Origin of the sequence: Nocardia barduliensis (genome assembly GCF_013315795.1) — a bacterium.
In the GTDB taxonomy this organism is placed as follows: Bacteria; Actinomycetota; Actinomycetes; order Mycobacteriales; family Mycobacteriaceae; genus Nocardia; species Nocardia barduliensis.
This window is the reverse complement of record NZ_JABLTE010000012.1, coordinates 32,933-45,923: the sequence shown is the minus strand read 5'-3', so window position 1 is coordinate 45,923 and position 12,991 is coordinate 32,933. Positions and strand designations below refer to the sequence as shown.

8 protein-coding genes and 1 pseudogene are annotated in these 12,991 nt (G+C 64.9%); 7 read left to right on the top strand and 2 right to left on the bottom strand.

Translation table 11 applies throughout. The annotated features are described in order from the left end of the window. Nucleotides 1-73 precede the first annotated feature (73 nt). The 4 genes from HOV91_RS08045 to HOV91_RS08030 all read left to right on the top strand — a co-directional run bounded on the left by HOV91_RS08045 (nucleotide 74) and on the right by HOV91_RS08030 (nucleotide 7,122). The gene (locus HOV91_RS08045; RefSeq protein WP_217439868.1) at nucleotides 74-964 is read left to right on the top strand and encodes a PHP domain-containing protein; all 891 of its coding nucleotides are present in this window, start codon (nucleotides 74-76) and stop codon (nucleotides 962-964) included. A gap of 249 nt (nucleotides 965-1,213) precedes the next feature. Then, entirely contained in the window at nucleotides 1,214-2,668 is a 1,455-nt protein-coding gene (locus HOV91_RS08040) for a BUD32 family EKC/KEOPS complex subunit (RefSeq protein ID WP_174184800.1), read from the top strand. Further along, the gene (locus HOV91_RS08035; protein ID WP_174184799.1) at nucleotides 2,665-5,883 is read left to right on the top strand and encodes a tetratricopeptide repeat protein; all 3,219 of its coding nucleotides are present in this window, start codon (nucleotides 2,665-2,667) and stop codon (nucleotides 5,881-5,883) included. The genes HOV91_RS08040 and HOV91_RS08035 overlap by 4 nt, the downstream gene beginning before the upstream one ends. A gap of 3 nt (nucleotides 5,884-5,886) precedes the next feature. After that, complete coding sequence (locus HOV91_RS08030; RefSeq protein ID WP_174184798.1) at nucleotides 5,887-7,122, top strand: hypothetical protein; 1,236 nt, start codon at nucleotides 5,887-5,889, stop codon at nucleotides 7,120-7,122. A gap of 239 nt (nucleotides 7,123-7,361) precedes the next feature. Here HOV91_RS08030 and HOV91_RS08025 read toward each other — a convergent pair whose 3' ends face one another. Continuing rightward, nucleotides 7,362-7,610, bottom strand: a complete 249-nt coding sequence (locus HOV91_RS08025; protein ID WP_174184797.1) for a hypothetical protein — start codon at nucleotides 7,608-7,610, stop codon at nucleotides 7,362-7,364. Nucleotides 7,611-8,777: 1,167 nt separating this feature from the next. Between HOV91_RS08025 and HOV91_RS08020 the strand changes: the two genes are divergently transcribed. From HOV91_RS08020 to HOV91_RS08005, 3 genes and pseudogenes are all read left to right on the top strand, one after another. Then, the gene (locus HOV91_RS08020) at nucleotides 8,778-9,371 is read left to right on the top strand and encodes a TetR/AcrR family transcriptional regulator (RefSeq protein ID WP_043737852.1); all 594 of its coding nucleotides are present in this window, start codon (nucleotides 8,778-8,780) and stop codon (nucleotides 9,369-9,371) included. A gap of 69 nt (nucleotides 9,372-9,440) precedes the next feature. After that, nucleotides 9,441-10,348: pseudogene (locus tag HOV91_RS41015) on the top strand (SMP-30/gluconolactonase/LRE family protein). 306 nt (nucleotides 10,349-10,654) lie between these two features. Continuing rightward, a complete protein-coding gene (locus HOV91_RS08005; protein WP_233060316.1) occupies nucleotides 10,655-11,401 on the top strand; it encodes a nitroreductase in 747 nt (248 codons plus the stop codon). 262 nt (nucleotides 11,402-11,663) lie between these two features. Here the strand turns inward: HOV91_RS08005 and HOV91_RS08000 are convergent, their stop codons facing one another. Then, a complete protein-coding gene (locus HOV91_RS08000) occupies nucleotides 11,664-12,854 on the bottom strand; it encodes an IS110 family RNA-guided transposase (protein ID WP_043737874.1) in 1,191 nt (396 codons plus the stop codon). Nucleotides 12,855-12,991: the final 137 nt, after the last annotated feature.

The window sequence follows — 12,991 nt, the reverse complement described above, 5'->3', positions numbered from 1 at the left end:
GCCGAGCAACGCGATCGCCTATGTCCGGTGTACTGACAAATCAGTACAACTCCGTACAGTCGCGCTACTTGTCATGACAAATTCTAACCAGGATTATGAAACAATGATTCCCAGCGATAGTCATGTTCATTCTCAATGGTCTTGGGACGCCCTCAACGGATCGATGGAGGGTGCGTGCGCACGCGCAGCCGAAATCGGCCTTCCCGCCGTGGCTTTTACTGAGCACGCCGATTTCACCACATGGTCCATTCCTGCCGCCGGTATCGCCACGATGCCGGAGAGATTTCAGCAGATGGTGCAGTCGGATGGCCTCTTCCATCCGCCGCGCCTCGATGTATCCGGATATCTGGAATGTCTCGACAAATGTCGTATCCGATTCCCGGAGTTGCGGATCCGTTCCGGCGTCGAAGTAGGTGAACCCCACTGGCATCCTGCCCAAGTCGACGAATTGCTCGGTGCCGGCGACTTCGACTGCGTGATCGGCTCGGTACATTCGATCAGGAAGGGCGGCGTCGCACTGGTGGTCGATCGCGCTTTCGCCGGATACGACGCCGATGATGTGATGCACAGCTATCTTTCCGAGGTGCTGGACCTGATACGATCCCCGGCCCGGTTCACGGTGCTCGGTCATCTCGACTACCCACTGCGCGAATGGCCGGAATCGGCTGGAGAACTGACGACTGCTAGGTTCGAGGACGAATTCCGAACGGTCCTCGCCGAACTCGCCGAATCAGGCCGCGCACTCGAGTTCAACACCCGGCTGCTACCGCCGATCGTCCTCCTGGAGTGGTGGCGTGACGCGGGAGGAACATCGCTGTCATTCGGTAGCGACGCGCACGACGCCGCCAGACTCGGCGCCGGCTTCACGACCGCCGCGGCCGTGGCGCGCAACGCTGGCTTCCACCCCGCGACCGATGATTTGTGGATGTGTAGAACGCCATCCGGGCGCGCGGCTATTCAATAGACTCGTACGCATGCCCAGGCAGACTCATAAGCGTGCCCCGGCGAGCGCGGTGGTCCGATGAGGACGAGGTCGTGAGCCAGGCGTCGTCCCCCGAGGTCTACGCGACTCGCGACCTCCACGCACATTCGGCAGTCCGCCTCCAGGCACCGCACCAACCACGCACTCCACCCACGATCACTGTCCGTCGCCAGGTCGAGCCGTGCGAATCGGACCTCTCCCCCCATCGCCGAGCCGACCATCGGAGGACATATGACCAGTTTGGACGACGGCCTCGGGCCGGAGGTCGCCCGAGTACTGAGAGAATGGGCCGAGGTTCACAACCGTCACTACGACCTCGAACGTTGGCTCGTCAACGGGCGGAGCCGTCAGCCGGTGGCTGTCGTCTGCGAGACCGATTCCGACGACGAGAAGACCACGATGCTGGTGCTGAAAGTGCTTACGGCACAGGATGGCTCGGCAGCCAAGATTGAGTACACCCGGCACCGCCAGGCGTCGAAACAAGCGCCCGAGTTCGCCGAGGCGCACTTGAGCACCTTCGTCCACGGCGCGATCCCGGTGCCCGGCGGACAATGGATAACCTTTCAGCGGATCGCTGCCAAGAGCCTCGGCAACACCGAGGTTCTGACTGTTCTGCTCCGTCGAATGCTCGGTCTCCACGATGAAGTCGAGCCCGAACACGTGACCGAGATCGCCTGCACCCCAAATACCTTCGCGAATGCCTGTAGCACAGTTGTGGCGGGTGTGCTGCGGGACTGGGCCGGGTCTCCGTTCATCCCACCCGGCGAGCGGTGCGCCCTCGCCGAGTTCTTTCGCTGGCACATTTTCGACCAGTTGGAACCCGGCGGGCGGCTCGCCGAATGGGCGAGCCGTTGTCAAGGGGACCAGATCACCGTCCCCGGTGAACGCGACCCGCTGCCGAATCCATTCGCGGTCGCCGCAGGACAGCTGCTGGCGGAAGTGCGCATCGCGCCATTCCGCGGACGTTGCCACGGCGACCTGCACACGGACAACGCGCTCGTGCGGGTCCGACCACACATCGACACCGAAGACTATTTCCTCATCGACACCGCGCTGTATGAGCAGGTCGGGCCGATGACCCGGGATCCCATGCATCTGCTGCTCTACATCGTCGCCCGGTCGATGGAGACCATCACAGCGCCCGCGCAGCAGTCGGCGTTGATCGAGCTGCTGCTGGACCCGGTCCACGGACCCGCACACCTCTTGCCGAGCTGGCTTTCGACTCTGATCAAGCAGGTCGATGCCGAAATCATGGCGTGGGTCGAGCCGTCCGGGCTGGCTCAGCGATGGCGCGAACAAGCCGCTCTGTCGCTCGCGGCATGCGCGATGCTGTTTCTCGGTCGAACATCGACGAGGACCGAAGACAAGCCGTGGTTTCTGCGACTCGCGGCCCGCGCTGTAGCACGATTCGCCGCGCTGGCCAGAATCGACGCGTCCGGTCAGGGGGCGCTCCGCACCTCGACGAATCCGGCGGCGCCGTCGCCGCCGGACGATCCGCGCGATCCGATCACGTTGGATTACCGCGATCCAGTCATGTTGGATGACTCCGCCGAAAATTCAGGCGATTCGCCCGCACGAGTCGATCCCCGTCCGATGACGACGGGCTCGGTATTCCAGTCCGGTGGCGGTACAAACATCGCGATCACCGGAAGCACCCATGATGTGACCGTCAACGACCGCCGGTGACCGGATCAGTCGAGCAGAATACGGTCGGCGGCCTGTCGATCGCGATCACCGGTGCGGTGCACGGCGACTTCCGCGTGAATTCCGATCGTGCCGATTACCAGTTGAACGAATTTCCCCCCGCAGCACCGGATGTAGACGATCTGCTGCGTCGAGGACCGGCTGCTCTACTCCTGGCGGCAAGTCGCGTTGTCGACTTCATCGGCCGCGAGGCGGAGCTGGCTGAGCTCACCGATTGGCTCACCTCCCCCGCCGCCGTCGCTGTGATGTTGCTGCACGGGCCCGGCGGACAGGGCAAGACCCGCCTGGCCACGAAGCTGGCGGAGAACGCCTGTGCCGAGGGCTGGGCCGTGGCCGAAGTGCGGCATCACGCTGATCCCCCGACAATCGCGTCTGCCAACGACTTCACGAAACAGGGTCGGGGGTTGTTGATGGTGCTGGACTACGGTGAGCGCTGGTCACATCAAGAACTCAAGCGATACCTGGTCGCCGGTGCACGTCATCAGCACGGCCCGACGCGGATCCTGGTCGTCGCTCGCCCGTCCGGCCTGTGGTGGAACACTCTTCGGCATCCGCTTCGCAAAGCCAATATCAACGCGACGGAATGCGCGCTCGGTCCTTTGGCGCCGTCGTTCGCCGACCGCCAGGTCGTGTTTACCGCGGCCCGCAACAGTTATGCGGCGATACTGGATGTCGCCAACTTCAGCGAGCTCCGACCGGCGGGATCCCTCGCCGATGACGCGTACGGCCTGGCACTGACACTCAACATGGCCGCACTGGTGGCCGTCGACGCGTGTCGGCGCGGAATCCGGCAACCGACCGATCCTGGTGAACTGTCGTCGTATCTGCTCGATCGCGAATACGACAGCTGGCGGGCGCTGTTCGGGTCCGGCCGGATCGGGACGGAGCCGCCGGTACTGCGACAGCTGGTTCTGCTCGCCACCCTTACCGGGCCGACTGCGCTGCCAACGGCCCTCGAGTTGGTGCAGGCTGTCGGGCTCGCGGACGGCCAGGCCGAGGCGCACCAGCGGCTTCGGGACCATGCGCTGTGTTATCCACCGGAGGACACCGACCGGCTTCTCACACCGTTGGCGCCGGACCGGATCGGGGAGGACTTCCTTGCCGACGCGCTATCCAGCAGCGACGACACCACCGGCGCGTGGAGCGCGCAACTGCTCGAATGGCTGGTCACCACTGATGGCAAGAGCAAGCCCGGAATGCGCGCATCCTCGGCTTTCGGCGTCTTGGTGCAGACCGGGCGCCGCTGGGATCAAGTGCGCCGCCGACATCTGTTTCCTTTGGTCGATCGATATCCCGACATCATCGTCTCGATCGGTGGGGAGAGTCTGGTCGCCTTAGCGGAAGTGGCGGATGAAGGTGTTCTGCGGACTATCGAGCCGCATCTGCCGCCGAATCGGGATCCGAACCTTGATGCGGGCATCGCCGCCGTCGCTCGTCGACTCACCGAGTTCGGACTGCGGAACACCCGAGACGCAGCTACTCGCGGTCACCTGTACAAGCTGTTGGGCATCAAGCTCAGTCATGCCGGCCTGCATGAGGACGCGCTGGACTCGACGAACCACGCGGTGCGGATCTACCGGGAAATTGTCACGACAGATGCGGGCACTGGGGAGCCGGAATTGGCGTTGTGCCTAAACAACCGAGCGGTACACCTGTCGAATCTGGGGAGGCGGAACGAAGCACGCCGAGCGGCTGAGGAAGCACTCGATATCCGTCGACAGCTGTATCGGAAGCGACCCGACGCGTTCGCTGCCGACCTCGCGTCCTCCTGGAACAATCTCGGCCTCATACTGTCCGACCTGGAAGAGCACCGGGAGGCACTCGAAGCGACGACTGCCGCGGAGAAGCTCTATGCGAAACTCGCCGAAGAATCCTCGGCTGCCTTTCTTCCCGATCTCGCCTCGGCACAGAATAATTTGAGCGTCATCCACGCCGATCTCGGACACCTGACCGAAGCGCTCACACTCGCCGAGAACGCCGCCCATATCCGTGAGCAGCTGGCCGGTAGGAACGCCGCTTACGAACCGGACCACGCGATGGCGTTACACAACCTGGCCGGTCGCTATTTCGCGACGAAACATTTCGCGAGGGCAGCGGCCACGGGCGAACGGGCCGTGAAGATCTACCGCTCGCTGGCCGAAGCCAACGAACACGTCTTTCTTCCCGAGTTGGCGGCGGCGCTGATGAATCTCGGGAACTATCGTTCGACCGTCGGCCAGTGGGAGGAGGCGCTGCAGGCCGCGCTGTCCGCCGCCGAGATGTATCGCTCGCTGACCGAACTTCAGCCGACTGCCCATCAGATGGACCTTGGCCGCTCACTGACGAACCTCGCGGCCCGCCTTGTCGATCATGGCGACTACGAGACCGCGCTCGCTGCCGCCGAGGAGGCGGTTCGGATTCACGAGCAGATCGACGCGGGAGACGCGACCGAGGCCGGTGCTCACCTCGCCACCGCGTTAACCAATCTGGCAGTTGTACTCACCGGCCTGGGCCGCCACGCCGATGGGCTACAGGTGAACCGGCGGGCGCTGGAGATTTACCGCCGCTTGACGCTGTCTGATCCCCAAGCGCATCGGCCCTCGCTCGCGCGGATCCTTACGAATCTCGGGCTGGATCTGTCCGATACCGGTCAATGGGTGCAAGCCCAGCACGCGTTCGCGGAGGCGGTCGAGATCTGGCGATCCCTATCGCGAGAGAACCGTGATTCCTTCGAGCCGGACCTCGCGAAAGCCCTGCACAACGCGGCGTTGCCGCTGACCAATGCGGGTATGGGCGATCAGGCTTCGGCCGCTGCCGAAGAAGCCGTCGCCATTCGCAGCCGGCTCGCGGAACATGATCCTGACGTGTTCGAGCACGAACTGGCGGCGTCGCTGACGAATTTGAGCATCATCACGCAGGACGTCGACAGGAAACGGGCATGCGATGCCGCGGCGCGCGCCGTCGAGATCTATCGGCGGCTCGCTGCTCGCGCGCCCGCCAGGTTCCTGGCCGAATTCGCACGGAGTCTGCTCGGTTACGGCCAGGTGTTGGGGGCATCGGGTGAACGTCGCTCAGAGGCGGCATCGGCTGTGCGCGAGGCGAAGCGGATATACGAGGAACTAGCAGTGGAGAACCCCGAGCGATTCAGCGGCTACGTCACCTTGGCGTACCGGATGCTGACGGAAAATCAGGATTCGCCGCACCCAAAACCGGAGTGAGCAGTGGATCATTCCGGCGACATCACCCAGTCCGGCGATGGGCTCCTCGTCGCGGTTACCGGCCCGGTCAGCGGTAATGTCACCGCGATCTCCGGTGCCGAGTCGTTCCGTCTCGAAGCCTTTCCGCACGATTCGCCGGTCAGCGCCGTGGACGTCGGTGGTGTCAGTCTCAGCGTTCTGTTACGGGGTACCGCTCGAGTCGTGCCGTTCATCGGTCGAGTCGCCGAGTTGTCGCACCTGTCGTCGTGGCGGGACGCGCCCTCCCGGCTGTCGGTGATGCTCGTGTTCGGACCCGGTGGGCAGGGTAAGACCAGACTCGCGGCGAAGTTCGTGGATGATGCGTCGGCTGCCGGCTGGATGGTCGCTCAGGCCAGACACCACTCCGACCCGCAGACAGCGCAGCCGACTGTGGGCGCGGCACAGTCACGTGAGGCCCGCGTTCTGATCGTGGTGGACTACGCCGAACGCTGGCCGCGACTCGACCTCGAACGCCTATTGCAGCACAGGCTGGTACAGGACGCCCATCAGGTGCGGATCCTCTTGCTCGCACGGCCTGCGGGCTACTGGTGGAAAGCCCTCGCCAATCCACTGCTCAAACTCGGGGCCACAGTGTCGGAACTACGCCTGGGCCCGCTTGCCGACACTGTGGCACAACGTCAGATCGCGTTCGTCGCGGCACGAGACCGGTTCGCGGAACTGCTCGGTTGCGCAGGCACAGCACATCTACAGCCACCCGGATCGCTGGCCGATCCGGCGTACAGCCTGGCTCTGACGCTGCACATGGCGGCGCTGGTGACCGTCGACGTGTACCGGCGCGAAGGGTCATCACCCAGCGGGCCGAACGGTCTTTCCGCCTATCTCGTACAGCGGGAGTATGACCATTGGCAGACGCTGGCCGACAACGGCCGGATATCGACACCGGTCGCGGCCATGGCACGACTGGTGGCGCTCGCCACGTTGACCCAGTCACTGGCGCACCCCGCCGCGGTCGGACTGCTACAGGACGTCGGGCTGGCAAGCAGTGCCGCCGATGCCCAATCCATGTTGGACGATCACCTGTTGTGCTACCCGGCCGAACACGGAACCGGTCGTGTGCTGACACCCCTGCTGCCGGATCGGCTCGGCGAGGACTTTCTGGCTGAACTCCTGCCAGGCTCTGGCTGCACCGAAGTCGGTGTATCGCACGTGTCCACGAAGTCGTTGTATCGCACCCGTCCCGGCCTTGACGGCGCTCACTGAAATCGATGAGCGCAGTCAGCCGAGAATCGCGGAAACATCAGACCGGGTAGATGTCCACGATGACCAGCCGTTGTCCAGTTGCCCATGTTCTGCGTGTCCTGCCGAGGGCTCGAACCTGCGACAACTGTCAGGGCTGGCGTCAATATCGCGCGGTGGTGAGGTTCTGGCCGGATGCACGCCCAGCGCACTTCTTGGTCTGCCGGAGCCGCCCCGCCAGAGCCTTGCCGCTCGGGACCACCTCACACCACGAGGTGGAAGTGCAGGGCGCTGCCGGGCCTGGCGGTAAAATCGAGCGCTTCGAAGAATCGCCGACGGCCCCACCGCCCTTGCGGCTCGGTGTCGAGAACCAACGTCACCTCATCAGTCCCGGTCCAGTTCACCGACTTGAGTTGCTGCTGGGTGGCGGTGCGGCGCACGCTGCTGTTGGCCCACGCGGAGTGATCACTGGTGTGGCCCCTGGACACGATCTCGGTGCCGACTGCTGCCACAGCAGCAGGTCGCGGTGGATTGGAACGGCGACAGGGCGGTGCGCAGGCGGCACCCATCAAACACACAACCAAAACGGGGGGTTTAAGGGGGGCCAGGACCGAAAACAGGTCAGGCCCGGTCATTGACCGGGCCTGACCTGCTATTTCTGTGGAGCTAAGGGGACTCGAACCCCTGACCCCCACAAAGAGGTTCATAAGACTCATCGACCGGGCGCGGTATCGACGTTCGGCATCGACCCCAGCGACCGGTCCCTGCGATGGCAACGCAGACGGGCACACCAGCACGCGGCAATCCGGGCAATTACGTCCAGCCACAACAGAATACAGCGTCCCAGTGAGAAACTACCGCCGGGACCCTACCGCACGGGCCCCGGGGCGAACCAGCCGGAAGCTACCGCAACAACGAACACTCGCCCCTCGATGACCTGTCGTCAGACGTCAAGTCGACCCGTAAACCACACAGCGGCCGGCCGGCTACGCCCAAGACGACGCACGACACCTCAACAGACGGCCGACCAGGGAAAAGCTACACGACCGGCGATGCGCATTCGACTCCACGAGCATCGCCCTCCCCCGATAGACACCTGACGCCGACGCCACCTCGACAACGAAAGCGCGGGGTAACCGCGGGGCTTGCTCAAGTCTGCGCCCACCTTTGAGCCTGTGGGCCACACCTCGAGCAGCACTCGCCACCTACGCCCCGTTCCTGCGGCAGTTCTTCGAAATCCTTGCAGACCGCGCTGTACTTCTCGGAATCTCGTTCGGCCGCCCGGACCGTGACCACCCGGCCAACAGTTACCAACGCGTCGCGCCGAACTCGACCAGATCGTGCAGTGGTGAACCGCGTGAACTGCGGCTGCGTTGTCGATCGCCGCTTGTGGAGGCGGATTCGGTTGGCGGTGCGGACCGGTGTTCGTGCCGCCGACGATTGCGAGCACGGTGTCAGGAGCGGTCCGATTTTCCGCCGTAGCGGAGGCCAGAAGGTCGCGCCCATCGTCCAGCAGGAACAGTCCCTCGGACATAAGACAACCGTCCCCAGGGTCACGGTAAGACCTCGGTGACCGACCCACGAGTTGACCGGATGCCACCTCCGCTTTATGCTCGAATTTCATACGGAGGTCGCATCCGTTTTGAATGGCAGCAGTATCACCGGAGGTAGGAGGGCACATGAACGTCAGTGAGCAACGGGGGCGCAAGCCCCGCGCGGACGTCCAGCGCAACCGCGCGGCTCTGCTGGAGACCGCGCAGCGTCACTTCCTCCAGCATGGGGTCGGCACCTCCCTGGAGGCGGTGGCCAAGGAGGCGGGCGTCGGGCCCGGCACCCTGTACCGGCACTTCCCCACCCGGGAAGCGCTGCTGGCGGCCGTTCTGCAGACACGCTCCGAGGAGCTGGTGGCCCGCCGAGCGGACATCGAACAGTTGGGCGATGCCGGCGAGGCGTTGGAACTGTGGCTACGGGCAATGGAGGAGTACTTCAGCGCCTTCAGCGGGCTCCCGGACCCGCTCATGGCCGCGGCCCAGGAGCAGGACCCGGACAATCCGCTCACCATTCCTTGCGACATCTTCATCGCCGCCACCGACAAATACGTGGAAGCAGCCCAGAGCACGGGACAGGTACGCGCGTCGGTGCGTGGCTACGACCTGTTCCTCGCAGCCTGTTCCATTGCCTGGATCAAGGGCAACGGCGCCGACGAGGAATCACTCGACCGGCTCCGCACCCTCCTCGCGAGCGGCTACCGCCAGCGGGACGAGAAGGCGTAAAACGCCGGGCCCCGCGCTCAGGCTCGAGCCGCCGACGTCCGGGACCGCAGTTTTCATCAAGGAGGATTTATGAGTCATTCGCCAAGGGTTTGGCCCGCCGACGCTCGCCGCATTGTGGCGCAGGGTGATCTCGGCTACCTCGAGGGCGCCCGGTGGCACCGCGGGGCGCTCTGGTTCTCGGATATGACCCGGTGCAAGATCAGTCGCCTCTCCCCTGGCGAGCCACCCGAGGATATCGCCGATGTACCCGGGCGCCCCTCGGGTCTCGGGTTCGGCCCCGATGGGACACCGATGGTTGTTTCCATCGACGACGGACGGCTGCTGCGCGTGGGAAGTAGTGGGCTCGAGGAACTCGCCGATCTCGCGCCGGTCGCGTTCCATCCCAACGATATGGCAGTGGACCGGGAGGGCCGCGCATATATCGGCCCGCAGGGCTTTCCCTTCGGAACCGATCCCGTCGGCGTGAGTTTGATCATCCGCCATCCCGACGGCCGGATCGACACGGGCGGCGAGGACCTGATATTCCCAACGGCATCGCGATCTCCGGCGACGGGCGCACCCTGGTCGTCGCAGAATCGTTCCGGGCACCACGTACCAGGCTCACCGCGTTCACCGTGACCGACGACGGTGCGCTGACCGACCAGCGAGTGTTCGCCGAATTCGGGTCAACGGACACCGAGTCCATCGATGGCATCGGCATCGACAGTGAGGGTGCGGTGTGGGCGGCCTTCCCATGGATCGGTGAATTCCGGCGTGTCCGCGAAGGCGGCGAGGTCACCGACGTCATCCGGATCGAACCCGACGCCGCGTATCCCGACGGCGGCACATTCGCCGTGGACGCGATCCTCGGCGGACCGGAGATGCGGACCCTCTACCTGCTCATCTCGGATACAAGCCCCGAGCGCCTCGTCAACGGCTTCGATACCACGGGCCGGATCGAAGCCATCGAGGTCGAGGTGGCGGGAATCCGGGACTGACGGCAACGCATGCGTCGGCGCGATCGTCTCCGCGACAGCGTCCCGGAGCGTTTCGCGCCCTCCCGGCTACTGCCATCTCGCAGCCCATCGTGGAGATGAATCGCGCCCCGCCCGCCGCCGACCGACCCCGCTGGTACGTCACGTACACCCAACACGTCACATACACGAACACGAAGAGCGCGCAGTCCCCACACTTCGACCGGGTGGTCGTGCCGTGCCGCGGTCTGCAAGCAGCCTGCCGGTACCTGCAAAGTGCGTGCCACACCCGGCCCTTACGACGGCTGTCGCCTTGGAGCAGACAGCATTGTGCCCGGCCGCCCTGTCGGCGACTGCGCGCCTTGGAAAGGAAACGCCTTGTCCGGCACAGCGTCCCTCTTCACCGACCTCGTACGCTCCCGGCGCTCCCCCCGCAAGTTCCTGCCCGCCCCGCTTTCCCCGGCGGACATCCGCGGCGTGCTCGAAGACGCGCAGACGGCCCCTTCGAACAGCAATACCCAGCCGTGGACCGTGCATGTTGTCTCGGGCGCGGAGCGCGACGCGCTCGCCGAGGAACTGCTTCAGGCCGACACGGAGGGACGCACCTCCCCGGATTTCACCGATGGCTACGGCGACGGCATCTATCTCGAGCGGGCGCAGGCCCTGGCCGCGAGCTACTACGGATCCCTCGGCGTCGCGCGCACGGATCTCGAAGGCAGGAGGGCGGCGGTCCGCGAAAACCTGGAGTTCTTCGGGGCTCCCCATGTCGCTTTCCTGTTCATGCCAGCCCTGGGCGACGGGGTGCGGACGGCCGGTGACATCGGTATGTACGCGCAGAACTTCCTGCTCTCGCTGGCATCCCGGGGGTTCGCCGGTATTCCGCAGACCATGCTCGGGATCTATGCCGATACCGTCCGCGAGTTCCTGGATGTTCGTGAGGATCTCAAGCTGCTGTTCGGTATCTCCTTCGGCACGGCCGACCCTGCGGGGCCGGTGAATCCGTTCGGTAGGACACGCATCCTGCTCCAGCAGAGTGTGATCCTGCACGGCACTCCCGGCGTCCTCGAAGGTCAATAGTCCGTCAGCCCACAGATGCCCCCGGCGCGTGGATCCGGGCCGCCACACGGCCGGCCCGGATCCGGAGCCCGCGCTCACTTCGGTCCACACGCGCGGCATCCGTCTCGGGTTCCTCCCGCCGGCAGATCGCACCACTTGACAATTCGGAGGCTGCCTCCGTATTCTTGGGAGTCCACGGAGGCACCCTCCGTTTCCATTGCCTCGTTGGGAGGAGCTTCCCAATGAAGTTGTCAACCTCGGAAGTTGATTTCCGATGACGGGATCAGGCTGCCACCGCGACGGGTGGCAGCGGTTGGTAGGGCCGTTTCTCGCGGATGAGTGCCCACAGCACGTTGACGCGGCGGCGGACCAGGGCGAGGACGGCTTGGGTGTGTTTTTTGCCCTCGCCGCGTTTCCTGTCGTAGGTGCGCGATTCGGGGCTGCAGCTGATCGAGATCATCGCCGACTGGTAGAAGACACGGTTGAGTCCGCGGTGATATCGCTTGGGGCGGTGCAGGTTTCCGCGTATTCGACCGGAATCCCAGGCAGCGGGTGCGAGCCCGGCAAATCCGGCGAGTCGGTCCGGGGTCCCGAAGTAGTCCATGTCACCGCCGGTGGCAGCGAGGAATTCCGCGCCGAGCAAGGTGCCGATGCCGGGCAGGCTGATGATCACTTCGGCGAGTTCGTGGCGGTGAAATCGGCCCTCGATGAGCTTGTCGGCTTCTTTGATTCGCTCGTTGAGGGCCATCACCTCCTCGGCCAGCGCCGCGACCATCGACGCGGTCAGCGCTTCGCCGGGCAAGCGGGTGTGCTGGCGGGCCGCGGCCTCGATCGCTGCGGCGGCGACCTTGCCGGGATTTCTCACTTTTCTGGTCGACAACCAGGTTTCGAGTCGGGACGCACCTGTTCTGCGCAGAGCGGCAGGGGTTTGATAGCCGGTCAGCAGAGTCAGCGGTCCGACCAGGGTGAGGTTGTCGAACGCGCGGTCCAACGCGGGAAAGATCCCGCTGAGCAGGCCACGCAGCCGGTTGATCGCGCGGGTTCGGTCGGCCACCAGGTCAGCGCGGCGGGTGGTGAGCAGCTTCAGCTCGATGGTGACTTCGTCACCGGGGCGCAGCGGATGCAGATCGCGGCGCATCCGTGCTTGATCAGCGATGATCGCGGCGTCGCGGGCGTCGGTCTTGCCTTCGCCCCGGTAGCCGCCGGCGACCCGGTTCAGCGTTCGGCCGGGGATATACAGCAGCTGCTGATCGCGTTCGACCAGCAGCCCGATCAGCAGCGCCGCACCGCCATCGGGCAGGTCCACCGCCCAGACCGTGTCCTGGCCCAGCTCCCGAACCTCGTCGATGAGTTTTACCAGCTCGGGTTCATCGTTGGCTATTCGCCGCGACAGCAGTCGTTTGCCGTCGGTGTTGATGACCACGCAATGGTGGCCGGTCTTCCCGATGTCCACACCAGCCCAGATCTGGGCCATGCCCGCCTCCATCAGCTCGTTGGAACCTCACGCCACAGACGACCGCGCCGACGTTGCCCTACACAGCGATTCGCTCGCACATCCCAATATGCGGCCGGGTCGTCACGGGGAACCGGGCGGCCAAGCTCCTGGAGCCA

Excerpts from the sequence above, each read along its gene's own strand:
- HOV91_RS08040 (WP_174184800.1), top strand. The coding sequence starts at position 1,214 with ATGACCAGTTTGGACGACGGCCTCGGGCCGGAGGTCGCCCGAGTACTG.
- HOV91_RS08045 (WP_217439868.1), top strand. The coding sequence starts at position 74 with ATGACAAATTCTAACCAGGATTATGAAACAATGATTCCCAGCGATAGT.
- HOV91_RS08020 (WP_043737852.1), top strand. The coding sequence starts at position 8,778 with ATGAACGTCAGTGAGCAACGGGGGCGCAAGCCCCGCGCGGACGTCCAG.
- HOV91_RS08000 (WP_043737874.1), bottom strand. The coding sequence starts at position 12,854 with ATGGCCCAGATCTGGGCTGGTGTGGACATCGGGAAGACCGGCCACCAT.